This window comes from Pseudomonas sp. WS 5146 (assembly GCF_012985495.1).
Lineage (GTDB): Bacteria > Pseudomonadota > Gammaproteobacteria > Pseudomonadales > Pseudomonadaceae > Aquipseudomonas > Aquipseudomonas edaphica.
In genome coordinates, this window is the sequence record NZ_JAAQWL010000005.1 from 277,699 (window position 1) to 301,130 (window position 23,432).

General features: G+C 60.9%; 20 protein-coding genes. 16 read left to right on the forward strand and 4 right to left on the reverse strand.

What is annotated here, in order from left to right:
• Positions 1 to 67: 67 nt before the first annotated feature.
• The 16 genes from mraZ (at position 68) to lpxC (ending at position 17,876) form a co-directional block, all read left to right on the forward strand.
• Complete coding sequence (gene mraZ / locus HBO41_RS16055) at positions 68 to 523, forward strand: division/cell wall cluster transcriptional repressor MraZ (protein WP_003171868.1); 456 nt, start codon at positions 68 to 70, stop codon at positions 521 to 523.
• Positions 520 to 1,467: a 16S rRNA (cytosine(1402)-N(4))-methyltransferase RsmH gene (gene rsmH, locus HBO41_RS16060; RefSeq protein ID WP_017138192.1), complete on the forward strand. Its 948-nt coding sequence runs from the start codon at positions 520 to 522 to the stop codon at positions 1,465 to 1,467. The genes mraZ and rsmH overlap by 4 nt, the downstream gene beginning before the upstream one ends.
• On the forward strand, positions 1,464 to 1,757 hold the full coding sequence (gene ftsL / locus HBO41_RS16065; protein ID WP_003216203.1) for a cell division protein FtsL: 294 nt from the start codon (positions 1,464 to 1,466) through the stop codon (positions 1,755 to 1,757). Before rsmH ends, ftsL begins: the two co-directional genes overlap by 4 nt.
• The gene (locus HBO41_RS16070) at positions 1,757 to 3,499 is read left to right on the forward strand and encodes a penicillin-binding protein 2 (protein ID WP_169986985.1); all 1,743 of its coding nucleotides are present in this window, start codon (positions 1,757 to 1,759) and stop codon (positions 3,497 to 3,499) included. The genes ftsL and HBO41_RS16070 overlap by 1 nt, the downstream gene beginning before the upstream one ends.
• The gene (locus HBO41_RS16075) at positions 3,499 to 4,962 is read left to right on the forward strand and encodes a UDP-N-acetylmuramoyl-L-alanyl-D-glutamate--2,6-diaminopimelate ligase (RefSeq protein ID WP_017138190.1); all 1,464 of its coding nucleotides are present in this window, start codon (positions 3,499 to 3,501) and stop codon (positions 4,960 to 4,962) included. Before HBO41_RS16070 ends, HBO41_RS16075 begins: the two co-directional genes overlap by 1 nt.
• The gene (gene murF / locus HBO41_RS16080) at positions 4,955 to 6,325 is read left to right on the forward strand and encodes a UDP-N-acetylmuramoyl-tripeptide--D-alanyl-D-alanine ligase (RefSeq protein ID WP_169986922.1); all 1,371 of its coding nucleotides are present in this window, start codon (positions 4,955 to 4,957) and stop codon (positions 6,323 to 6,325) included. Before HBO41_RS16075 ends, murF begins: the two co-directional genes overlap by 8 nt.
• Positions 6,325 to 7,407 carry a phospho-N-acetylmuramoyl-pentapeptide-transferase gene (gene mraY, locus HBO41_RS16085; protein ID WP_017138188.1) on the forward strand — a complete coding sequence of 361 codons (1,083 nt, stop codon included), beginning with the start codon at positions 6,325 to 6,327 and terminating at the stop codon, positions 7,405 to 7,407. Before murF ends, mraY begins: the two co-directional genes overlap by 1 nt.
• A 6-nt stretch (positions 7,408 to 7,413) precedes the next feature.
• Positions 7,414 to 8,760: a UDP-N-acetylmuramoyl-L-alanine--D-glutamate ligase gene (gene murD / locus HBO41_RS16090; protein ID WP_017138187.1), complete on the forward strand. Its 1,347-nt coding sequence runs from the start codon at positions 7,414 to 7,416 to the stop codon at positions 8,758 to 8,760.
• Positions 8,757 to 9,974: a putative lipid II flippase FtsW gene (gene ftsW, locus HBO41_RS16095; RefSeq protein WP_020372698.1), complete on the forward strand. Its 1,218-nt coding sequence runs from the start codon at positions 8,757 to 8,759 to the stop codon at positions 9,972 to 9,974. The genes murD and ftsW overlap by 4 nt, the downstream gene beginning before the upstream one ends.
• Positions 9,964 to 11,034: an undecaprenyldiphospho-muramoylpentapeptide beta-N-acetylglucosaminyltransferase gene (gene murG, locus HBO41_RS16100; protein ID WP_017138185.1), complete on the forward strand. Its 1,071-nt coding sequence runs from the start codon at positions 9,964 to 9,966 to the stop codon at positions 11,032 to 11,034. Before ftsW ends, murG begins: the two co-directional genes overlap by 11 nt.
• A complete protein-coding gene (gene murC / locus HBO41_RS16105; protein WP_017138184.1) occupies positions 11,027 to 12,472 on the forward strand; it encodes a UDP-N-acetylmuramate--L-alanine ligase in 1,446 nt (481 codons plus the stop codon). The genes murG and murC overlap by 8 nt, the downstream gene beginning before the upstream one ends.
• Positions 12,469 to 13,425 (forward strand): D-alanine--D-alanine ligase, encoded by a 957-nt coding sequence (locus HBO41_RS16110; protein WP_017138183.1) that lies wholly within the window; start codon positions 12,469 to 12,471, stop codon positions 13,423 to 13,425. Before murC ends, HBO41_RS16110 begins: the two co-directional genes overlap by 4 nt.
• Before the next feature lie 4 nt (positions 13,426 to 13,429).
• A complete protein-coding gene (locus tag HBO41_RS16115) occupies positions 13,430 to 14,299 on the forward strand; it encodes a cell division protein FtsQ/DivIB (RefSeq protein WP_017138182.1) in 870 nt (289 codons plus the stop codon).
• 15 nt (positions 14,300 to 14,314) lie between these two features.
• Positions 14,315 to 15,580 (forward strand): cell division protein FtsA, encoded by a 1,266-nt coding sequence (gene ftsA, locus HBO41_RS16120; RefSeq protein WP_017138181.1) that lies wholly within the window; start codon positions 14,315 to 14,317, stop codon positions 15,578 to 15,580.
• 66 nt (positions 15,581 to 15,646) lie between these two features.
• Positions 15,647 to 16,852 carry a cell division protein FtsZ gene (ftsZ, locus tag HBO41_RS16125; protein ID WP_017138180.1) on the forward strand — a complete coding sequence of 402 codons (1,206 nt, stop codon included), beginning with the start codon at positions 15,647 to 15,649 and terminating at the stop codon, positions 16,850 to 16,852.
• Between the two features lie 112 nt (positions 16,853 to 16,964).
• Positions 16,965 to 17,876 carry a UDP-3-O-acyl-N-acetylglucosamine deacetylase gene (gene lpxC / locus HBO41_RS16130; RefSeq protein WP_003171886.1) on the forward strand — a complete coding sequence of 304 codons (912 nt, stop codon included), beginning with the start codon at positions 16,965 to 16,967 and terminating at the stop codon, positions 17,874 to 17,876.
• 169 nt (positions 17,877 to 18,045) lie between these two features.
• Here the strand turns inward: lpxC and HBO41_RS16135 are convergent, their stop codons facing one another.
• The 4 genes from HBO41_RS16135 to HBO41_RS16150 form a co-directional block, all read right to left on the reverse strand.
• On the reverse strand, positions 18,046 to 19,536 hold the full coding sequence (locus tag HBO41_RS16135; RefSeq protein ID WP_026013783.1) for a diguanylate cyclase: 1,491 nt from the start codon (positions 19,534 to 19,536) through the stop codon (positions 18,046 to 18,048).
• A 187-nt stretch (positions 19,537 to 19,723) separates the two neighbouring features.
• Positions 19,724 to 21,046 carry an OprD family porin gene (locus HBO41_RS16140; RefSeq protein ID WP_169986924.1) on the reverse strand — a complete coding sequence of 441 codons (1,323 nt, stop codon included), beginning with the start codon at positions 21,044 to 21,046 and terminating at the stop codon, positions 19,724 to 19,726.
• Between the two features lie 349 nt (positions 21,047 to 21,395).
• On the reverse strand, positions 21,396 to 22,760 hold the full coding sequence (locus HBO41_RS16145) for a heavy metal sensor histidine kinase (protein ID WP_169986926.1): 1,365 nt from the start codon (positions 22,758 to 22,760) through the stop codon (positions 21,396 to 21,398).
• Positions 22,750 to 23,427 (reverse strand): heavy metal response regulator transcription factor, encoded by a 678-nt coding sequence (locus tag HBO41_RS16150; RefSeq protein WP_017138176.1) that lies wholly within the window; start codon positions 23,425 to 23,427, stop codon positions 22,750 to 22,752. Before HBO41_RS16150 ends, HBO41_RS16145 begins: the two co-directional genes overlap by 11 nt.
• Positions 23,428 to 23,432: the final 5 nt, after the last annotated feature.

The window sequence follows — 23,432 nt, forward strand, 5'->3', positions numbered from 1 at the left end:
AGTGGCGGAAAGTGGCACAAAGTGGGTTTTTTGAACGTAAAACGCTAAAATTTGGAGAAACGCATCTGTGTTTCGCGGAGCTAACGCTATCAGTCTCGATGCAAAAGGCCGTCTCGCCATGCCGAGCCGGTATCGTGACGAGCTCATTTCGCGAAGTTCAGGCCAGTTAATCATCACGATTGACGCCGTTGACCCTTGTTTGTGTGTTTACCCCCTCGATGAGTGGGAGTTGATCGAAACCAAGTTGCGCGCTCTGCCTTCATTGCGTGAAGAAAACCGCCGCCTGCAGCGTCTGCTGATCGGTAATGCCGTCGACCTTGAACTCGATGGCAGTGGTCGTTTCCTGGTGCCGCCGCGCTTGCGCGAGTACGCCAAGCTGGATAAGCGCGCAATGCTGGTGGGCCAGCTGAACAAGTTCCAATTGTGGGACGAAGATGCCTGGGATGCTGTTTCTGCAGCAGACTTGGCTGCTATTCAACAACCGGGCGCTATGCCTGATGAACTGCGTGATTTGATCCTGTGACTATTGATAGCGGCTTTAACCACATCACCGTACTGCTTGACGAAGCCGTTGAGGCTCTCGCCGTACGCGCGGATGGCTGCTATGTGGATGGCACCTTCGGCAGGGGCGGGCACAGCCGGTTGATACTCAGCCAGCTCGGCTCCGACGGTAAACTCCTCGGGTTCGACAAAGACCCTCAAGCGATTGCCACCGGGCAAGCGCTAGCGGCCGAAGACGGCCGCTTTGTCGTTGTGCAGCGCAGCTTTGCCGAGCTGGGTGCCGAAGTCGCCGAGCGCGGCATGGCAGGTAAGGTAGCCGGGGTTTTGCTCGACTTGGGCGTATCTTCGCCACAGCTTGACGACCCCGAGCGCGGCTTCAGTTTCATGAACGACGGCCCTCTCGACATGCGCATGGACCCGACTCGTGGCATCAGCGCTGCGCAGTTCATCGCCACTGCGCCCCATGAAGAAATTACCCGCGTGTTCAAGGAATACGGCGAAGAACGCTTCGCCGGCCGCATGGCCCGTGCCGTGGTTGAGCGCCGTGAAATCCAGCCGTTCGAGCGCACCGCCGACCTGGCTGAAGTGCTCAAGGTCGCAAACCCTGCGTGGGAAAAGGGCAAGAACCCGGCAACCCGTGCGTTCCAGGGTTTGCGCATTCACGTCAATAACGAACTGGGCGATCTGGAAGCCGGCCTCGAAGCCGCACTGGATGCCTTGGAAGTGGGTGGTCGCCTGGTGGTGATCAGCTTCCACTCCCTGGAAGACCGCATCGTCAAACTGTTCATGCGTCGTCTGGTCAAGGGCGAGTCCGATAACCTGCCGCGCAACCTGCCGGTGCGTTTCGAAGCCTTTGTGCCGAAAATCAAAATCCATGGCAAAGCGCAGTTCGCCTCCGAAGCCGAACTCAAGGCCAACCCACGTTCCCGTAGCGCCGTTATGCGCGTCGCGGAGAAGCTGCGGTGAGCAAGCTTTTCGCCAAGCCCCTCCCGGGCGGCAGCTTCTTTATGTTGCTGTTGTTTGTCGGCGTGCTGGTGTCCGCAATTGCGGTGTCTTACAGCGCCCACTACAACCGTCAATTGCTTAACACCCTGTACGGGGAATTGAGCGTGCGTGACAAAGCGCAGGCGGAATGGGGCCGGTTGATCCTTGAGCAAAGCACCTGGACGGCCCATAGCCGTATCGAAGTGCTGGCCACCGAACAGCTGAAAATGCACATTCCTGGTGCGGCCGAAGTGCGGATGGTGGCGCCATGATGAAACTTGAAGGTGCACTTTACCCGTGGCGCTTTCGCCTGATGCTCGGCATCTTGGCTTTGATGGCCGGCGCGATTGCATGGCGGATTATCGACCTGCAAGTGATCGACCGCGACTTCCTGATCGGCGAGGGTAATGCCCGTAGCCTGCGGCATATCCCGATTCCTGCGCACCGCGGCCTGATCACCGACCGTAACGGCGAGCCTCTGGCCGTGAGTACGCCGGTGACCACCCTGTGGGCCAATGCCAAGGAGCTGCAAACCGCCAAGGACAAATGGCCTGAGCTGGCTGCCGCGCTGGGCCAGGACCCTAAAGCCTTGAGCGAGCGTCTGGAAGCCCAGGCCAACAAGGAATTCATCTATCTGGTGCGTGGGCTGACGCCTGAGCAGGGCCAGCAAGTGCTCGACCTTAAAGTCCCCGGTGTCTATGGCATCGAGGAGTTTCGTCGTTTCTACCCGGCGGGTGAAACCACCGCGCATATGGTTGGCTTTACCGACATTGATGACCACGGCCGTGAAGGTGTGGAGCTGGCCTACGACGAATGGCTGGCCGGCGTGCCCGGCAAACGGCAGGTCATCAAGGATCGACGCGGCAGACTGATTAAAGATGTCCAGGTGACCAAAAACGCCAAGGCCGGTAAGCCCTTGGCGTTGTCGATTGACCTGCGCCTGCAGTACCTGGCCAACCGCGAGCTGCGTAACGCGATCATCGAGAACGGCGCCAAGGCCGGTAGCCTGGTGATCATGGACGTCAAGACCGGCGAGATCCTCGCCATGGTCAACCAGCCGACCTACAACCCGAACAACCGTCGAAACCTGCAACCGGCGATGATGCGTAACCGCGCCATGATCGACGTGTTCGAGCCGGGTTCGACCATGAAAGCCATTTCCATGAGTGCCGCCCTGGAAACCGGGCGCTGGAAGCCGAGCGACAAGGTCGAGGTTTACCCAGGCACCTTGCAGTTGGGCAAATACACCATTCGTGACGTGTCCCGCAGCGAAGGGCCAGTGTTGGATTTGACAGGTATCCTGATCAACTCCAGTAACGTCGGCATGAGTAAGGTCGCCTTCGATATCGGCGGCGAAACCATCTATCACCTGGCGCAAAAAATCGGCTTGGGCCAACCCACCGGCCTGGATTTCCCAGGCGAGCGCGTGGGCAACCTGCCGAACTACCGCGACTGGAAAAAAGCCGAGACTGCCACGCTCTCCTACGGCTACGGCCTGTCGGTAACCGCGATCCAGCTGGCCCATGCGTTCTCTGTATTGGCCAATAATGGCCGTATGGTTCCACTGAGCTTGATCCACGTCGACGAAGCGCCGAAAGCCACCCAGGTAATCCCGGAAAAAGTCGCCAAGACCATACAAGGCATGCTGCAACAAGTGATCGAAGCCCCGCGCGGTGTGTTCCGGGCACAGGTGCCGGCTTATCACGTGGCCGGCAAGTCCGGTACTGCACGTAAAACCTCGGTCGGCACCAAGGGCTACGCCGAAAACTCTTACCGCTCGCTGTTCGCCGGCTTCGGTCCGATGAGCGATCCGCGCTACGCCATCGTCGTAGTGATTGATGAACCGAGCAAGGCCGGCTACTTCGGTGGCCTGGTGTCGGCTCCGGTATTCAGCAAAGTGATGTCCGGCACCCTGCGCCTGATGAATATCACGCCGGACAACCTGCCGCCGACTCAACAAGCGAACGCCGGACCACCGGCCGCAGCTGTCAAAGCCAATGGAGGGCGCGGCTGATGTCTCTTAGCCTGAACAAGATTTTTGCCCACGCCGGACGCGATCTGCTGATTCGTGAATTGAGCCTGGACAGCCGTAATGTACGCGCCGGTGATCTGTTCCTGGCGGTGCCCGGCGGCAAGCTCGATGGCCGTGCACATATCGCCGATGCCCTGCAACGAGGCGCGGCCGCCGTGGCTTATGAAGTGGAAGGCGCCACCGTGCTGCCGATCACCGACGTGCCCTTGATTCCGGTCAAGGGCCTGGCCGCGCAACTGTCGGACATCGCCGGGCGTTTTTATGGTGACCCGAGCCGTCAGTTGAACCTGATCGGTGTGACTGGCACCAACGGCAAGACCAGCGTGACCCAATTGGTTGCGCAGGCACTCGACCTGCTGGGCCAGCATTGCGGCATTGTCGGCACCCTGGGCACGGGTTTTTACGGTGCGCTGCAAAGCGGCCTGCACACCACGCCGAACCCGATCGCCGTGCAAGCGACCCTGGCCGACCTGAAAAAGGCCGGTGCCAAGGCAGTTGCCATGGAAGTGTCATCCCACGGTCTGGACCAGGGCCGTGTGACTGCCTTGGCGTTTGACGTGGCGGTGATGACCAACCTGTCTCGCGACCACCTCGACTACCACGGCACCATGGAGGCGTACGCCGCCGCCAAGGCCAAGCTGTTCGCCTGGAATGACCTGAAGTGCCGGGTGGTAAACCTGGATGACGCATTCGGCCGCCAACTGGCTGCCGAAGACAGCGAAGCACGCCTGATCACCTACAGCCTGGAAGATTCCAGCGCGTATCTGTATTGCCGTGAAGCCCAATTTAATGACGAAGGCGTGCTCGCCACGCTGGTCACGCCCCAGGGCGAACACCACTTGCGCAGCACCTTGCTCGGGCGTTTCAACCTGAGCAACGTGCTTGCGGCTGTTGGCGCATTACTTGGCCTGGATTACGCCCTGGACGAAATCCTGCGCGTGCTGCCCAAGCTCGAAGGCCCGGCCGGTCGCATGCAGCGTTTGGGGGGCGGCTCGCAGCCACTGGTGGTGGTCGATTACGCCCACACGCCGGACGCGCTGGAAAAAGTCCTCGAAGCCCTGCGCCCACACGCCAAGGGCAAATTGCTCTGCCTGTTCGGCTGCGGCGGTGACCGTGATCGCGGCAAGCGCCCGCTGATGGCTGAAATCGTCGAGCGCCTGGCCGATGGCGTGCTCGTGACCGACGACAACCCACGCAGCGAAGACCCGAACCAGATTTTCGACGACATCCGTGTCGGCTTTAAAGACGCCACCAAGGCCACCTTCGTTGCCGGTCGCGGTGCCGCCATTGCCCAGCTGATCGCCAGCGCCAGTGCTGAGGACGTGGTGGTACTGGCTGGTAAAGGTCACGAGGACTACCAGGAAATCAACGGCGAACGCCATGCCTTCTCCGATCTGGTCGAGGCTGATCACGCCCTGACTGCCTGGGAGGTCGCCCATGCTTAAAGCGATGAAGTTCAGCGAACTGACCCAGGCCTTGTCGGCCCGCGTAGTGTCGAGCGATTGCAGCTTCGACGGCGTCAGTATCGACAGTCGCAACATCAAGCCGGGGCAGCTGTTTATTGCACTGGCCGGCCCGCGTTTCGATGGGCACGACTACCTGAACGAAGTAGCCGCCAAAGGTACCGTGGGTGCCTTGGTGCAGCGTGAAGTCACGGACTCGACGCTGCCGCAATTGCTGGTCGCCGATACCCGCCTGGCCCTCGGGCTGTTGGGCGCGCTGAACCGCGCCGCATTTGATAAGCCCGTTGCCGCCATCACTGGCTCCAGCGGCAAAACCACGGTCAAGGAACTGCTTGCCGGCGTGCTGCGCACGCGCGGGCCGGTGCTCGCCACCCGTGGCAACCTGAACAATGATTTCGGCGCTCCATTGACCCTGCTCGAACTGGCCCCGGAACACACGGCGGCGGTAATCGAGCTGGGCGCTTCGCGCGTCGGCGAAATTGCTTACACCGTGGCGCTGACCAAGCCTCACGTGGCAATTATCAACAATGCCGGCACCGCCCACGTGGGCGAGTTCGGTGGCCCGGAAAAAATCGTCGAAGCCAAGGGCGAAATCCTCGAAGGCCTCGATGCCTCGGGCACCGCAGTATTGAACCTCGACGACAAGGCCTTCGAGACCTGGCGTGTGCGCGCCGCCGGTCGCAAGGTGCTGACGTTTGCCGTGCTCAACGCGGCGGCTGATTTCCACGCAGCCGACATCACCGTCGACGCCCGTGGTTGCCCGTCCTTCACCTTGCACACACCGCAAGGCAGCGAGCACGTGCAACTGAACCTGCTGGGCAACCATAACGTCGCCAATGCCTTGGCCGCCGCCGCTGCCGCCTCCGCCCTGGGCGTATCGCTGTTCGGTATCGCTACCGGCCTGGGCGCGGTGCAGCCGGTCAAAGGCCGCACCGTGGCACAACTGGCGACCAATGGCATGCGTGTGATTGATGACACCTACAACGCCAACCAGTCCTCCGTCTGCGCCGCTATTGACCTGCTTAAAAGCTTCGCCGGGCGCAAGGTGCTGGTGCTGGGCGATATCGCCGAATTGGGCGACTGGGCTGAACAGTCCCACCGTGAAGTCGGCGCCTACGCGAGCGGTAAAGTCGACGCGCTTTACGCCGTTGGCCCGAACATGGCCCACGCCGTTGACGCCTTCGGCCTCGGTGCGCGGCATTTCGCTACCCAGGCCGAGCTGATCCAGGCGCTGGTGGCGGCTGAACACGACAAACACACAACCATTTTGATCAAGGGATCGCGCAGCGCGGTGATGGAAAACGTCGTCGCGGCCTTGTGTGGCTCAAGTACGGAGAAACATTAATGCTGCTGCTGCTGGCTGAGTATCTGCAACAGTTCCACAAAGGCTTCGCGGTCTTTCAGTACCTGACCCTTCGCGGGATCCTGGGTGTGCTGACTGCGCTGTCTTTGTCGCTGTTCCTGGGGCCGTGGATGATCCGCACCCTGCAGAACCTGCAAATTGGTCAATCGGTTCGTAATGACGGCCCGCAGTCGCACCTGTCCAAATCCGGCACCCCGACCATGGGCGGTGCGCTGATCCTGTCTTCCATCGGTATCAGCACCTTGCTGTGGGCCGACCTGCATAACCGCTACGTGTGGACGGTGTTGCTGGTGACCCTGTTGTTCGGCGCGATCGGCTGGGTCGATGACTACCGCAAAGTGATCGAGAAAAACTCCAAGGGTTTGCCCAGCCGCTGGAAGTACTTCTGGCAGTCGGTGTTTGGCCTTGGCGCTGCGATCTTCCTGTACATGACCGCGCCAAGCGCCGTCGAAACCACCTTGATCATTCCGATGCTCAAGGACGCCAGCATTCCACTGGGCGTTGGCTTTGTGGTGCTGACCTACTTCGTGATCGTCGGCTCCAGCAACGCGGTGAACCTGACTGATGGCCTCGACGGCCTGGCGATCATGCCGACCGTGATGGTCGGTGGCGCGCTCGGCATCTTCTGCTACCTGTCGGGTAACGTAAAATTCGCTGAATACCTGCTGATCCCTTATGTGCCGGGCGCAGGTGAGTTGATCGTGTTCTGCGGCGCCCTGATCGGTGCCGGCCTGGGTTTCCTGTGGTTCAACACCTATCCCGCCCAAGTCTTCATGGGCGACGTCGGCGCGCTGGCGCTGGGCGCAGCCTTGGGCACCATCGCGGTGATCGTCCGCCAGGAAATCGTGTTGTTCATCATGGGCGGTGTGTTCGTGATGGAAACCCTGTCGGTGGTCATCCAGGTGGCCTCCTTCAAATTGACCGGGCGCCGCGTGTTCCGTATGGCGCCGATTCACCACCACTTTGAACTCAAGGGCTGGCCAGAGCCGCGTGTGATTGTCCGTTTCTGGATCATCACCGTGATTCTGGTACTGGTCGGCCTTGCCACCCTGAAACTGAGGTAGAAACGAGTGTCCCTGATCGCTTCAGACCACTTCCGCATCGTTGTCGGCCTCGGCAAGAGCGGCATGTCCCTGGTTCGCTTCCTGGCGAACCGGGGCACGTCGTTTGCCGTGGCCGATACGCGGGAAAATCCACCGGAGCTGGTCACGCTGCGCCGTGACTACCCGCACGTGGAAGTGCGTTGTGGCGAGCTGGATGTCGAGTTTCTGTGCCGTGCCGATGAGCTCTACGTGAGCCCCGGCCTGGCCTTGGCGACACCGGCCCTGCAAGCGGCAGCGGCGCGTGGCGTGAAGCTGTCCGGCGACATCGACCTGTTTGCGCGCTATGCGAAGGCACCGATCGTGGCCATCAGCGGCTCCAACGCGAAAAGCACCGTGACCACCCTGGTCGGCGAGATGGCGGCTGCGGCCGGCAAGCGCGTGGCCGTGGGCGGTAACCTCGGCACGCCAGCGCTGGACCTGCTCAGCGACGACATCGAGTTGTACGTGATGGAACTGTCGAGCTTCCAGCTCGAAACCACCCACGATCTGGGGGCTGAAGTCGCCACCGTGTTGAACGTGAGTGAAGACCACATGGACCGCTACAGCGGCCTGCCGGCGTACCACCTGGCCAAACACCGGATTTTCCGTGGTGCCAGGCAATTTGTGGTCAACCGCCAGGATGCCCTGAGCCGTCCGCTGATGGGCGAAGGCATGCCCTGCTGGACCTTTGGCCTGGGCAAGCCGGATTTCAAAGCCTTCGGCATTCGCGAAGAGAACGGCGAGAAATACCTGGCCTTCGAATTCCAGAACCTGATGCCGGTACGTGAATTGAAAATCCGTGGCGCGCACAACCAATCCAATGCCTTGGCTGCCCTGGCGTTGGGTCACGCCGTCGGCCTGCCATTTGATGCGATGCTGTCGAGCCTGCGCACCTTCGGCGGCCTCGAGCATCGCTGCCAGTGGGTGCGCGACCTCAATGGCGTGAGCTACTACAACGATTCCAAGGCCACCAACGTGGGTGCCGCACTGGCTGCCATCGAAGGGCTCGGCGCTGATATCGACGGCAAGCTTGTGCTGATCGCCGGTGGCGACGGCAAGGGTGCCGACTTCAAAGACCTTAAAGGCCCGGTGGCTGCACATTGCCGCGCCGTGGTGCTGATCGGCCGTGACGCGGACTTGATCGCCGCCGCGTTGGGCGACGCAGTACCGCAGGTACGCGCCACCTCGCTGGACGATGCGATTGCCCAATGCAAAGCCCTGGCCCAGCCGGGGGATGCGGTGTTGCTGTCGCCGGCGTGCGCCAGTTTCGACATGTTCAAGAACTACGAAGAGCGCGGCCAGCTGTTCGCTCGCGCCGTGGAGGCCTTGGCATGAATTTCAGAAATATTATCAAGCCGTACCCGTCGCCGATCATCACAGGTCGCGGTATCGACCTCGACTTCCCAATGCTCGCCGGCTGCCTGGCGCTGCTGGGCCTGGGGTTGGTCATGATCACTTCGGCGTCCTCGGAAGTGGCCGCAGTGCAGTCGGGCAACACCCTGTACATGATGATCCGTCACCTGGTGTACCTGGTGATCGGTCTCGGCGCCTGCATCGTCACCATGATGATCCCTATCGCTACCTGGCAGCGCCTGGGTTGGCTGATGCTGATCGGCGCGTTTGGTTTGTTGATCATGGTGATCCTGCCCGGCATCGGCCGTGAGGTGAACGGTTCGATGCGCTGGATCGGCTTCGGCGCGTTTAACGTGCAGCCGTCGGAAATCGCCAAGGTGTTCGTGGTGATCTACCTCGCCGGTTACCTGGTCCGTCGCCAGAAAGAAGTACGCGAAAGCTGGATGGGCTTCTTCAAGCCGTTCATCGTGCTGCTGCCCATGGCTGGCCTGTTGCTGATGGAGCCCGACTTCGGTGCCACCGTCGTAATGATGGGCGCGGCGGCGGCGATGCTGTTTCTCGGCGGTGTGGGCTTGTTCCGGTTCGCCATGATGGTGGTGCTGGCGGTGGTCGCGGTTTACCTGCTGGTGGAAGCACAACCGTACCGTATGGCGCGCCTGATTACCTTTACCGACCCCTGGTCCGATCAGTTCGGCTCCGGCTACCAGTTGACCCAGGCGCTGATCGCCTTTGGTCGCGGCGGATGGCTGGGTGTTGGGCTGGGCAATAGCGTGCAGAAGCAGTTTTACCTGCCGGAAGCGCATACCGACTTCGTGTTCTCCGTGCTGGCCGAAGAACTCGGTGCCGTGGGTTCCCTGTGCACCGTTGCACTGTTCATGTTCGTCTGCGTACGGGCGCTTTACATCGGTCTTTGGGCCGAGAAAGCCAAGCAGTTTTTCGCAGCTTATGTCGCCTACGGCTTGGCGTTTTTGTGGATTGGTCAGGTGCTGATCAACATCGGGGTAAACATCGGTCGCTTGCCGACCAAGGGTTTGACCCTGCCGTTTCTCAGCTACGGCGGCAGCTCGTTGGTTATCTGCTGCGTGTGCCTGGGCTTGCTGCTGCGCATCGAGTGGGAGAGTCGCACCCACCTGGGCAGCGAAGAGATGGAATTCAGCGAGAGCGATTTTGCCGAGGAGCCGGACCATGGGCGCTAATGTGCTGATCATGGCAGGCGGCACCGGGGGCCATGTGTTCCCGGCCCTGGCTTGCGCGCGCGAATTCCAGAACCGTGGCTACACCGTGCATTGGCTCGGTACGCCACGTGGCATCGAAAACGAATTGGTCCCGAATGCCGGCTTGCCGCTGCACTTGATCAACGTCACCGGCTTGCGTGGCAAGGGCAAGTTGTCCCTGCTCAAGGCGCCGTTCGTGTTGCTCAAGGCGGTGTGGCAGGCGCGCAAAGTGATTCGTGAGTTGAAGCCGGTGTGCGTGCTGGGCTTTGGTGGTTATGTGACTGGCCCTGGTGGTGTTGCCGCCAAGCTCGCCGGCGTACCGGTGATCGTGCACGAACAGAACGCCGTTGCCGGCACTGCCAACCGCCTGTTGGTGCCGTTGGCCAGCCGAGTGTGCGAGGCGTTCCCGAAGACTTTTGGCGCCTCGGACAAGTTGCGTACCACCGGCAACCCGGTGCGCACCGAACTGTTCATGGCCATTGCCCGTCAGGCGCTGGAGGGCCGTAAGCCACACTTGCTGATCCTGGGCGGAAGCCTGGGCGCGGAGCCGTTGAACAAATTGCTGCCCGAAGCCTTGGCGCTGCTGCCCGTGGACCTGCGTCCCGAAGTGTTCCACCAGGCCGGTAAAAACCACGATGAAATCACCGCTGCCCGCTATCGCGAGGCCGGTGTCGAGGCGAACGTACAGCCTTTCATCAAAGACATGGCCCATGCCTATGGCTGGGCCGACCTGGTGGTCTGTCGCGCTGGTGCGCTGACCGTCAGTGAACTGGCCGCCGCCGGTCTGCCGTCCTTGCTGGTGCCTTTGCCCCACGCCATCGACGATCACCAGACCCGCAACGCCGAATATTTGGCCGGGGAGGGCGCTGCCTTCCTGCTGCCGCAAAGAACGACTGGCGCCGCCGATTTGGCCGCACGCCTGACCGAGGTTTTGATGCAACCGGAACGACTCAACAGCATGGCGAGCACCGCAAGCCGCCTGGCTAAACCTGACGCAACCCGCACCGTGGTCGATATCTGCCTGGAGGTGGCCCATGGTTGAGAATCAGAAAGCCATGCCGCAGCCCGAAATGCGCCGCATCCGTCGTATCCACTTCGTCGGCATCGGCGGCGTGGGCATGTGCGGGATTGCCGAAGTACTGCTGAACCTGGGTTATCAGGTATCCGGCTCGGACTTGAAAGAGTCGCCGGTGACCGATCGCCTGAAAACCTTCGGCGCACAGATCTTTATCGGCCACCGCGCCGAGAACGCCGCCGAGGCTGACGTGCTGGTAGTATCCAGCGCCGTGAACACCTCCAACCCGGAAGTGGCCACCGCCCTTGAGCGCCGTATTCCAGTGGTGCCACGCGCCGAGATGCTGGCCGAGCTGATGCGCTATCGCCACGGTATCGCCGTGGCTGGTACGCACGGCAAAACCACCACCACCAGCCTGATCGCCTCGGTGTTCGCCGCCGGTGGCCTGGACCCGACCTTCGTGATTGGTGGCCGCCTGAATGCAGCCGGCACCAATGCCCAGCTCGGCACCAGCCGTTACCTGATCGCCGAAGCCGATGAAAGTGATGCGAGCTTCCTGCACCTGCAGCCGCTGGTCGCTGTGGTGACCAACATCGACGAAGACCACATGGCCACCTACGACGGTGACTTCAACAAGTTGAAGAAAACCTTCGTCGAGTTCCTGCACAACCTGCCGTTCTACGGTTTGGCCGTGGTGTGCCTGGACGATCCGGTGGTGCGTGAGATCCTGCCATCGGTCAAACGCCCAACCGTGACATACGGCTTCAGCGAAGACGCCGACGTGCGCGCGATCAATGTGCGCCAGGAAGGCATGCAAACCTTCTTCACCGTGCTGCGCCCTGACCGCGAGCCGTTGGACGTATCGGTGAACATGCCGGGCAACCACAACGTATTGAACTCGCTGGCGACCATTTGCATTGCTTCCGATGAAGGCGTCAGCGATGAAGCCATCGTCGAAGGCCTGTCGCGCTTTGCCGGTGTCGGCCGGCGCTTCCAGGTCTACGGTCAACTGCCGGTAGAAGGCGGCGACGTGATGCTGGTGGACGACTACGGTCACCACCCAACTGAAGTTGCAGCCGTTATTAAAGCCGTGCGCGGTGGCTGGCCGGAGCGCCGTCTGGTGATGGTTTACCAGCCGCATCGCTACAGCCGCACCCGCGACCTGTACGACGACTTTGTGAATGTATTGGCCGATGCCAACGTGCTGCTGCTGATGGAAGTCTACCCGGCCGGTGAAGAGCCGATTCCGGGCGCCGACAGCCGCAAGCTGTGCAACAGCATCCGTCAGCGTGGCCAGTTGGACCCGATCTACATCGAGCGCGGTGTGGACCTGGCGCCGATCGTCAAGCCGCTGCTGCGTGCCGGTGACATCCTGCTGTGCCAGGGCGCCGGTGATATCGGTGGCCTTGCGCCCAAGCTGCTCGCCAGCCCGCTGTTTGCGGCTGCAAAGGGGAAGTCGAAATGATCACGCATTACGACACTCTGTTCTCGACCATAACGCCTGCCGACTTCGGCCGCGTAGCGGTATTGTTCGGCGGCAAGAGCGCTGAGCGCGAAGTCTCGCTCAAGTCCGGCAATGCCGTACTGGAAGCGCTGCAAAGCGCCGGCGTAAACGCATTCGGTATCGATGTGGGCGATGATTTCCTTGCCCGCTTGCAGGCCGAGAAGATCGACCGTGCCTTCATCATTCTGCACGGCCGTGGCGGTGAAGACGGCAGCATGCAAGGCTTGCTCGAGTGCGCTGGCATCCCTTACACCGGCAGCGGAATCCTCGCTTCGGCACTGGCCATGGACAAGTTGCGCACCAAGCAGGTGTGGCACAGCCTGGGTATTCCAACCCCACGTCACAGCGTGCTGTGCAGCGAAGACGATTGTATTTCTGCAGCCAAGGAACTGGGCCTGCCTTTGATCGTCAAACCTGCCCATGAAGGCTCCAGTATCGGCATGGCCAAAGTGAACTCGGCCGCCGAATTGATCGACGCATGGAAAGCGGCAAGTACCTACGATTCGCAAGTGTTGGTGGAACAGTGGATCCAGGGTCCCGAGTACACCATCGCCACCCTGCGTGGCCAGGTATTGCCGCCTATCGCATTGGGCACGCCCCACACCTTTTACGACTACGACGCCAAGTACGTGGCTTCCGATACTCAGTACCGGATCCCGTGTGGCCTCGACGCAACCAAGGAACAGGAATTGATGGACCTCACGGCGAAAGCCTGTGAGGCACTGGGTATCGCCGGTTGGGCGCGGGCAGACGTGATGCAGGATGACCAAGGGAATTTCTGGTTCCTTGAAGTCAACACCGCTCCCGGCATGACCGACCACAGCCTGGTACCTATGGCAGCCCGTGCTGCCGGTCTGGATTTCCAGCAGTTGGTGCTGGCGATTCTGGCCGCAAGCATTGAGCCAAGAGGCTAACCCCATGAACGGCGCATCGCTTCGTCATCAGCAACCTCCAGTGCCCAGCCGCAAGCCGGTGCCTCGAGGTGCCAGCCGAATGGTGGCTAAAGAGCCGATGTCGGCGCGCCTGCCGAAAGCCAACTTTGGTTTTCTTAAAGCGCTGTTCTGGCCGGTGTTGCTGGTGGCGTTGGGCTTCGGTACTTACGAGGGCGCACAACGCCTGTTGCCGTATGCCGACCGGCCGATCACCAAGATCAGCGTACAGGGCGACTTGAGCTACATCAGCCAGCAAGCGGTACAGCAGCGCATCGGCCCGTACCTGGCGGCGAGCTTCTTTACCATCGACCTGGCCGGTATGCGCGCAGAACTGGAACAGATGCCGTGGATCGCTCACGCCGAAGTCCGCCGTGTATGGCCGGACCAGGTGACGATTCGTCTGGAAGAACAACTGCCCGTGGCCCGTTGGGGCGATGGCGCACTGTTGAACAACCAGGGCCAGGCGTTCGCGCCGCGTGAGGTGGCCAACTATGAGCACCTGCCGCAGTTGTTCGGGCCACAGCGGGCGCAGCAGCAAGTGATGCAGCAGTACCAGGCGCTGAGCCAGATGCTGCGGCCACTGGGTTTCTCCATCGCACGCCTGGAATTGCGTGAGCGGGGCAGCTGGTTTTTGACCACCGGGGCAGGCAGTTCCGGCCCGGGCATCGAGTTGTTGCTGGGACGCGACCGCTTGGTGGAAAAGATGCGCCGCTTTATTGCCATCTATGACAAGACCTTGAAAGAACAGATTACGAACATTGCGAGCGTCGACCTGCGTTACGCCAACGGCCTGGCCGTCGGCTGGCGTGAACCAGCTGCGCCGACGACAGCCAAACCCGCTGTCGCGAAGAATTAAGAAGAGGCAGGACCCATGGCAAACGTGCAAAGCGGAAAAATGATCGTCGGTCTCGATATCGGCACCTCCAAGGTGGTGGCGCTGGTCGGCGAGGTCGGGGAAGACGGTGTGATCGAAATCGTCGGTATCGGCACGCATCCGTCCCGGGGCCTGAAGAAGGGCGTGGTGGTGAACATCGAGTCCACCGTGCAGTCGATCCAGCGCGCCATTGAAGAAGCGCAGCTGATGGCCGGTTGCCGGATTCACTCGGCGTTCGTCGGCGTGGCCGGCAACCATATCCGTAGCCTGAACTCCCACGGCATCGTGGCGATCCGTGATCGTGAAGTCAGCTCGGCCGACCTTGAACGCGTACTCGACGCCGCCCAGGCCGTGGCGATCCCGGCTGACCAGCGCGTGCTGCACACCTTGCCGCAGGACTACGTGATCGATAACCAGGAAGGCGTGCGTGAGCCGCTGGGCATGTCGGGCGTGCGCCTGGAAGCCAAGGTTCACGTGGTGACCTGTGCCGTCAACGCCGCACAGAACATTGAAAAATGCGTGCGCCGCTGCGGCCTGGAAATCGACGACATCATTCTTGAGCAGTTGGCCTCGGCCTACTCAGTACTCACCGACGACGAAAAAGAGCTGGGCGTGTGCCTGGTCGACATCGGCGGTGGCACCACCGACATCGCGATCTTCACCGAAGGTGCGATCCGTCACACCGCCGTGATCCCGATTGCGGGCGACCAGGTCACCAACGACATCGCCATGGCGCTGCGTACACCGACCCAGTACGCCGAAGAAATCAAGATCCGCTACGCCTGCGCCCTGGCCAAACTGGCCGGTGCCGGTGAAACCATCAAGGTGCCGAGCGTGGGCGACCGTCCACCGCGCGAACTGTCGCGCCAGGCCCTGGCCGAAGTGGTCGAACCACGCTACGACGAGCTGTTCACCCTGATCCAGGCTGAACTGCGCCGCAGCGGCTACGAAGATTTGATCCCGGCCGGCATCGTGCTGACCGGTGGCACCTCGAAGATGGAAGGCGCGGTCGAACTGGCCGAGGAAATCTTCCATATGCCAGTGCGCCTGGGCGTGCCCCATGGCGTCAAAGGCCTGGGCGACGTGGTGCGCAACCCGATTTATTCCACCGGCGTGGGCTTGCTGTTGTACGGGCTGCAAAAGCAGACCGACGGCATTTCCCTGTCGGGCCCGAGCATCCGTGACAGCTACCGTGGCGGCGACGATGAAGCCAAAGCGCCGTTGTTCGAGCGGTTGCAGGCTTGGGTAAAAGGCAATTTCTAAAGATTTACCGCAACACCGCAGTAAGTAGTAGGCGAAAAAACTAGAGAAAACGAAAGGAGAGGGAACATGTTCGAACTCGTAGACAACATCCCCGCAAGCCCGGTTATCAAAGTAATCGGTGTTGGCGGTGGCGGCGGCAACGCTGTCAATCACATGGTCAAGAGCAACATTGAAGGCGTTGAATTCATCTGCGCCAACACTGATGCCCAAGCGCTGAAAAGCATCGGCGCGCGGACCATCCTGCAATTGGGCACAGCCGTGACCAAGGGCCTCGGCGCTGGCGCCAACCCGGAAGTCGGCCGTCAAGCCGCGCTGGAAGACCGCGAGCGTATTGCGGAAGTGCTGCAAGGCACCAACATGGTGTTCATCACCACCGGCATGGGCGGCGGTACCGGTACCGGTGCTGCTCCGATCATTGCCGAAGTGGCCAAGGAAATGGGGATTCTGACCGTTGCTGTCGTGACGCGTCCGTTCCCGTTCGAAGGTCGCAAGCGCATGCAGATCGCCGACGAAGGTATCCGTCTGCTGTCTGAAAGCGTCGACTCGTTGATCACCATTCCCAACGAGAAACTGCTGACCATCCTGGGCAAGGACGCAAGCCTGCTGTCCGCATTCGCCAAGGCTGACGATGTACTGGCCGGTGCCGTTCGCGGTATCTCCGACATCATCAAGCGCCCAGGCATGATCAACGTCGACTTTGCCGACGTGCGTACCGTGATGAGCGAAATGGGCATGGCGATGATGGGCACTGGCTGCGCCAGCGGTCCGAACCGTGCACGTGAAGCCACTGAAGCGGCGATCCGCAACCCGTTGCTCGAAGACGTGAACCTGCAAGGTGCACGCGGCATCCTGGTGAACATCACCGCCGGCCCTGACCTGTCCCTGGGTGAGTACTCCGACGTGGGTAGCATCATCGAAGCCTTCGCTTCCGAGCACGCGATGGTCAAAGTCGGTACCGTTATCGACCCGGACATGCGCGACGAACTGCACGTGACCGTGGTTGCCACCGGCCTGGGCGCAAAAATCGAGAAGCCTGTAAAGGTCATCGACAATACCGTTCACACCGGCCACAACAGCCACGCCAGCCAGCAAGCTGCCGCTCCAGCGCCTGCGCGCCAGGAACTGCCGTCTGTGAACTATCGTGACCTGGACCGTCCGACCGTGATGCGCAACCAGGCTCAGGCCGGTGCTGCGGCGTCCCGTAGCCCGAATCCGCAAGATGACCTGGACTACCTGGACATCCCGGCATTCTTGCGTCGTCAGGCCGATTAATGGAATGTATCAGGGCTATGAAGGTGATTGGTGTTCAGCAAAGGTCTGGTCTGTTATTATCGCCAGCCTTTGTTGATACCAGTTCGCAATTTGCGCTGAAGCGGTCCAAGCCATGATTAAACAACGCACCCTGAAGAATATTATCCGTGCCACAGGTGTAGGTCTGCACTCCGGGGAGAAGGTATACCTGACCCTCAAGCCCGCACCTGTCGACACCGGCATCGTGTTTGTTCGTGCCGACCTGGACCCTGTGGTGCAGATTCCTGCTCGCGCGGAAAATGTTGGCGAAACCACGATGTCGACCACGTTGGTCAACGGTGACGTCAAAGTGGACACGGTGGAGCACTTGCTCTCGGCCATGGCTGGCCTGGGCATCGATAACGCCTACGTCGAGCTCTCCGCGTCCGAAGTCCCCATCATGGATGGCAGCGCTGGACCCTTCGTATTCTTGATTCAATCTGCCGGCCTGGAAGAACAGGACGCAGCCAAGAAGTTCATTCGCATTCTGCGGGAAGTGACAGTAGAAGACGGCGACAAGCGCGCCACCTTCGTCCCGTTCGAAGGCTTTAAAGTGAGCTTTGAGATCGATTTCGATCACCCGGTATTCCGTGACCGCACCCAAAGTGCAAGCGTGGATTTTTCCAGCACTTCGTTCGTAAAAGAAGTCAGCCGCGCCCGTACCTTTGGTTTCATGAGTGACATCGAGTACCTGCGCAAGCACAACCTCGCACTCGGCGGCAGCGTTGAAAACGCCATTGTGGTCGACGCGGATGGTGTACTGAACGAAGACGGCCTTCGCTATGAAGACGAATTCGTGAAGCACAAGATCCTCGATGCAATCGGTGACCTCTACCTGCTGGGCAATAGCCTGATAGGCGAGTTCAAAGGCTTCAAGTCGGGCCACGCCCTTAACAACCAGCTGCTGCGCAAGTTGATTGAGCAGACAGACGCTTGGGAAGTCGTGACCTTCGAAGATGCCAGCACCGCACCGATCTCTTACATGCGTCCCGTTGCGGCGGTGTAAGTAACAACTCTCTTTCTTTAGTTTTGAAAGGCCACCTTCGGGTGGCCTTTTTTTTATGCCGATCGTTCCCACGCTCCGCGTGGGAATGCAGCCCTGGACGCTCCGCGTCCCTAAGCCTGACGCAGAGCGTCAGAAGAGGCATTCCCACGCGGAGCGTGGGAACGATCACCTAGCGGGCCGCAGCCTCCACAATGCGGTTGCGCCCGGTGTGCTTGGCCTCATACAGCGCCTGATCAGCATTGAGCAGCAAGTCCTCAAGTGCCATGCGGCTGCGCTTTTGCCAGGTGCTCATGCCGATACTCACTGTAATAGGCCCGTCGGCACCGGCCACCCGTGGCAAATGCTCGACGCTGCTGCGGATATGTTCGGCAATCAACCAGGCACCCTTGGCGTCGGTATGGGGCAGCACCACTGCAAACTCTTCGCCACCGTAGCGCGCTGCCAGGTCAGCCGGGCGGCGGATGTTGTCTTCGATCACTTGGGCAACCGCGCGCAAAGCCTCATCGCCGCCGTGATGGCCATGCAGGTCGTTGAAGGCCTTGAAGTGATCCACGTCGATCATCAGCAGGCTCAGCGGCTCGGTTGAGCGTTGTGCGCGGTCCCATTCCAGGCGCAGGCGCTGGTCCAGGGTACGGCGGTTGGCAAGGCCGGTGAGGGCGTCGGTGGCTGCCAGTTCTGACAGCACTTGTTCGGCACGATGACGGCGACGCAGCTCCTTGCTCAGCATCCAGGTCAGCCACAGCAGGCCGATGCACAACACGCCCGTTGCTATGCTGACCAGCCACGCGGCACGCCGCCATGGGGCAAAGATTTCATCGCTGGACAACGCCACCGCGACAATTAAGGGCAAGCTGCCCACATTCGAGAAACTATAGAGCCGTGGCTGGTTGTCGACGCTGGAGACGCCCCGAAAGCTGCCGTCGCGTTCACGCAGCATACGCGCGACATTGGGCCGCTGGCTCAAGTCCTTGTCGATCATGTCCACTTCCAGCAGCGGTTGTTGCGCCAGCAGGATGCCTTGGTGGTTGATCAGGTTGATGGTGCCGTTGCTTCCGATGTTCAGGCCGCTGAACAACTGTTGGAAGTACGACAGGCGCATCGAGGCCACCGCCACGCCCAGGAAGCGCCCGTCCGGCGATGACACGCGGCGGCTGAATGCGATGCGCCACTGGTCATCACACACGCAACGGGCCAGGAATGGGCGGCTGATATACAGCCCCAGGTCGGGGTTTTTGCGGTGTGCCTGAAAATAATCGCGATCAGCGAAGTTGCCGGTCTTGGGTGTGAGCAGCGAGGAGTCGGCTATCACTTCACCACTGGGGTCCAGCAACAGAATGTCGCCCTTGAAGGGTGCAGCGGCAGAGCGATCGAACAGCACCAGATGGCGGATACTGGCGGACACACCCTGCAGGTCACTGCGTTCGGTGGCGGCGATCAGGCCCTTGAGGGCCATGTCATAGAGTTCGACGTTACGCAGCACATCGGCGTCGATCAGTTGGGTGATGTTATTGGCGGTGCGCTTGGCGGTCTGCAAGGTGTTGGCATGTTCGCGAATCAGCAGCGCGGTGACGATCGCCACGATCACAAAGACCGTGAGGCAACTGCCCAGGATCAGCAAGCGTTCCGGGCGAGGGGTGGGTCGGTAGAGACTTGGGCTCATCGGGCGTACTTCTGCTTCGAGGATGCCAATAGCGTAGTAGGCAATCGCAGGTTTGGTGGGAGCTGGCTTGCCTGCGATGCAGACACCTCGGTACATCTACAACACCGCAGCGATGCTATCGCAGGCAAGCCAGCTCCCACACAAGCCAGCTCCCACATCAGCTATTCATCGTCTGGCAGATTTATGCCTAAAACACGTTGATCGGGTAATCCACAATCACGCGATATTCATCCACATCCCGGTCCACCGCCGAGTAGCCATTGCCACCGCGGTTGGTTGCCCATTGCAGGCGCACGGCCAGGTCCTTGGCTTTGCCGCCTTGCACCACGTACTTCACGTCGATGTCGCGTTCCCAATGCTTGGCGTCTTTGCCGTCGGCGCTGTACCAGGCGTTGTAGCCGCGGCTGTTGGGGTCGACCTTGGTCAGGTCGGTCTTGCCGCTGATATACGACACGGCGGACGTCAGCCCAGGCATGCCGAGGGCTGCAAAGTCGTAGGCGTACTTGAGCTTCCACGAGCGCTCGTTGGGGCCGTTGAAGTCCGAGTATTGCTGGGAATTGTCCAGGTACACGCTGTCGCCCTGGGTGATGTAGTCGAACGGTGTGTTGCCGTTGACCTGCTGGTACGCGGCGGTGACGCTGTGGTTGCCCACGCCCACGGTGAAATGCAGGCTGTAGGTGTTGTTGTCGATGCTGCCCAGCAACGACTGGCCGGTGTCCTGGGTGTGGTAGTAGTGCAGGCCTGGGTTGAGGCTGACAAGATCGTTCAGCGCGTAGGTGTAGTCCAGGTCGTAGTAGTACTGGTGCCATACATCCTTGAGTTCGGAGGCGTACAGGTTGCTGGTCAGGCCCGGGACGCCGCTGAAGGACACACCGGCCCAGTTCAGGTGTTGGCTGTCGGCGTTGGCGGGCAGGGTGCCGTAGCTGGTGCCGATGCGTCGGTGGCCGCTCTGGTTGTAGAGTTTGGTAAAGCTGGCCTGGCCGCCTTCGAACATCCAGCCGTCGAAGCTGTGGTTGGCCAGGCTCACACCCCGGAACGTCTGCGGCAACATGCGGGTCATGCCGCCGGCGATCACCGGGTTGTTGAGGAACAGGTCGCCGGCTTTGAGTTCGGTGTCGAAGGCACGCATTTTCAAAGTGCCGCCCGCGGTGGAGAACGAGCCAGGCGCTTTGCCGTTGCCGCTGCCGTAAGGGAGGATGCTGGAACCGTCAGTGCCACCGCCGCCGTCGAGCTTGAGGCCGAGCATGGCATTGAGGTCCAGGCCAAAGCCGACGGTGCCTTGGGTGTAGCCGGATTCGAATGTGCCGATGAAACCCTGGCCCCATTCTTTGCTGTCATCGGTGTGAGTGTCGCGACGGTCGCGGTTCATGTAGTAGTTGCGGGTGTTGATCTTCAGGCTTGAGCCTTCGACGAAACCGTCAGCGGGGGTCGAGTCTGCCGCGTGGGCAAGGGGGACGATCGTTGCTGCAATCGCGAGGAATAACGGGGTGAACGTCAGCGAGTTCTTCACCGGTTTAGCTCCTTTGGTCAATCGAAAACGGCCAATGTCGTGGGGGTGTGCCTGGCCTTTTTTTACGGCAAAAAAAAGCCGCTGAAGTCAGCGGCTTTAAACAGATTCCCAGTGTAGAGCCCTGGAAATAAGTCGAGGGAAATTCGGGTGAGCGGGAAGCTGCCTTGCCGTCGCGCTCATCGGTGCGTCAAAGTAACGCAGGTGAGCGGTGCGATATAGAGTGTAACAAGATAATGACTGTTGCCCAAACCGCAACAGTCAGACCCTTGAGATCCAGTGGGGAAGCTGGCTATGTGGGATCTGGCTTGTGTGGGAGCTGGCCCACACTGGATCGATGTGTTCTGGTGAGTCAGACCGGCAAGGTAATGCCAAAAGTATTGCCACCGCCCTCACTGCGCACAAACACATCACCGCCGTGCATCAATGCAATCGCCTTGACGATCGCCAGCCCCAGCCCATGATTTGCGCCGCTGTTACTGCGCGACGCGTCCACCCGGTAGAAGCGTTCAAACAAGCGCGGCAAATGCTCACGGGCGATCTCATCGCCGGGGTTGGTCACCCCGATCGCCACCCACTGCTCCTGCACCTCAATGCTCACTTCGATGATCTGCCCCGGCGCAGTGTGCTGCACCGCATTGCTCAGCAGGTTGATCAGCGCGCGGCGCAGGTGGGCTTTCTCGATGTGCACCAAGGCATCTCCGTGTACGCGCACTTTGACTTGGGCGTCCTCGAGGATGAAGTCCAGGTAGTCGAGGGTGGTGGCGACTTCATCGGCCAGGGAGCTTTCGATCAGTTTGGTGGCCTTGCTGCCCTGGTCGGCGCTGGCCAGGAACAGCATGTCATTAATGATCGAACGCAGGCGTTCCAGCTCTTCGAGGTTCGATTGCAGCACCTCGAAGTAATGCTCGGCCGAACGACCACGGGTGAGCGCCACTTGGGTCTGGCCGATCAGGTTGGTCAGCGGCGAGCGCAGTTCGTGGGCCACATCGGCATTGAACGACTCCAGGCGCGAATACGCCTGTTCGACCCGATCCAGCGTGGAGTTGAACGAGTTGACGAACTGGCTCAGCTCCGGCGGCAAGGGCGACAACTGCAGGCGCCCTGAGAGTTTGGGCGGTGCGAGTTTTTGCGCTTCATCCGAAAGTTTGCCCAGCGGCTTGAGGCCGATACGCGAGACCCAAAAGCCCAACAGTGCCGCCAGCGCCACACCGACATAGGCCAGGCCGATCAAGGCCATCAACAGATGGTGCTGAGTGGCGCGGAAGTTCTCGGTGTCGATGGCGATCATAAAGCGCAGCGGCGGGCGTTGATCCTTGGCCGCGAACTGGCTGAGCAACACCTTGAACGGGTATTCATGCCCAGGCAGGCGCAAGTCGCGTTTGCCGGTCGGCCCTTGGGCGAATGCGCGGATCTGCGCGTCGGGGTTGCCGTATTCGTAGCTCGGGTCGCTGCTCACCACCCAGAAGCGGATGCGCGGGTCTTCTTCGCCGAGCAACTTCAACTTGGCGGTGATTTTTGCCCAGTGGTCCGGTGTGCCGAAGCGGTTCACCGAGGATTCCAGCACGCTGTAGCGCGCATCCAGTTCGGCGCCCGGCAACAAGCCCAGGCCGCGATCCACTTGCTGGTACAGCGCGCCGCCGATCAACACGAAAATCAGCAGCGCCACCAAGGTGAACATGCCGCTCAGGCGCAGGGCGATGGAGTTAGCCGACACTTCTGCTCTCCAGCACATAACCCATGCCACGAATGGTGTGCAGCAACTTGTGTTCGAACGGCCCGTCGAGCTTGGCGCGCAGGCGCTTGATCGCCACTTCCACCACATTGGCGTCGCTGTCGAAATTGATGTCCCAGACCATTTCCGCAATCGCGGTCTTGGACAGGATTTCACCCTGGCGCCGTGCCAATACGCTGAGCAGCGAGAACTCTTTGGCGGTCAGGTCCAGGCGCAGGCCGTTGCGGCTGGCCTTGCGGCTGATCAGGTCGATCCACAGGTCGGCCACGGTGACTTGCACCGGCTCATGCCCGCCACTGCGGCGGGTCAGCGCTTGCAGGCGCGCCACCAGTTCGAGGAACGAAAACGGTTTGCCCAAATAATCATCGGCGCCTTCACGCAAGCCACGGATGCGGTCTTCCACACGCTCGCGAGCAGTGAGCATGATCACCGGCGTCTGCTTGCGTGCCCGCAGTGCGCGCAACACACCAAAGCCGTCGAGGCCTGGCAGCATCACGTCGAGTACGATCACCGCGTAATCGTTCTCCAGCGCCAGGTGCAAGCCCTCGACGCCTTCGCGCGCCACATCGACGGTGTAGCCTTGCTCCGTCAGGCCGCGGTGCAGGTAGTCCGCGGTTTTCTCTTCATCTTCAATAATCAGGACGCGCATGACCC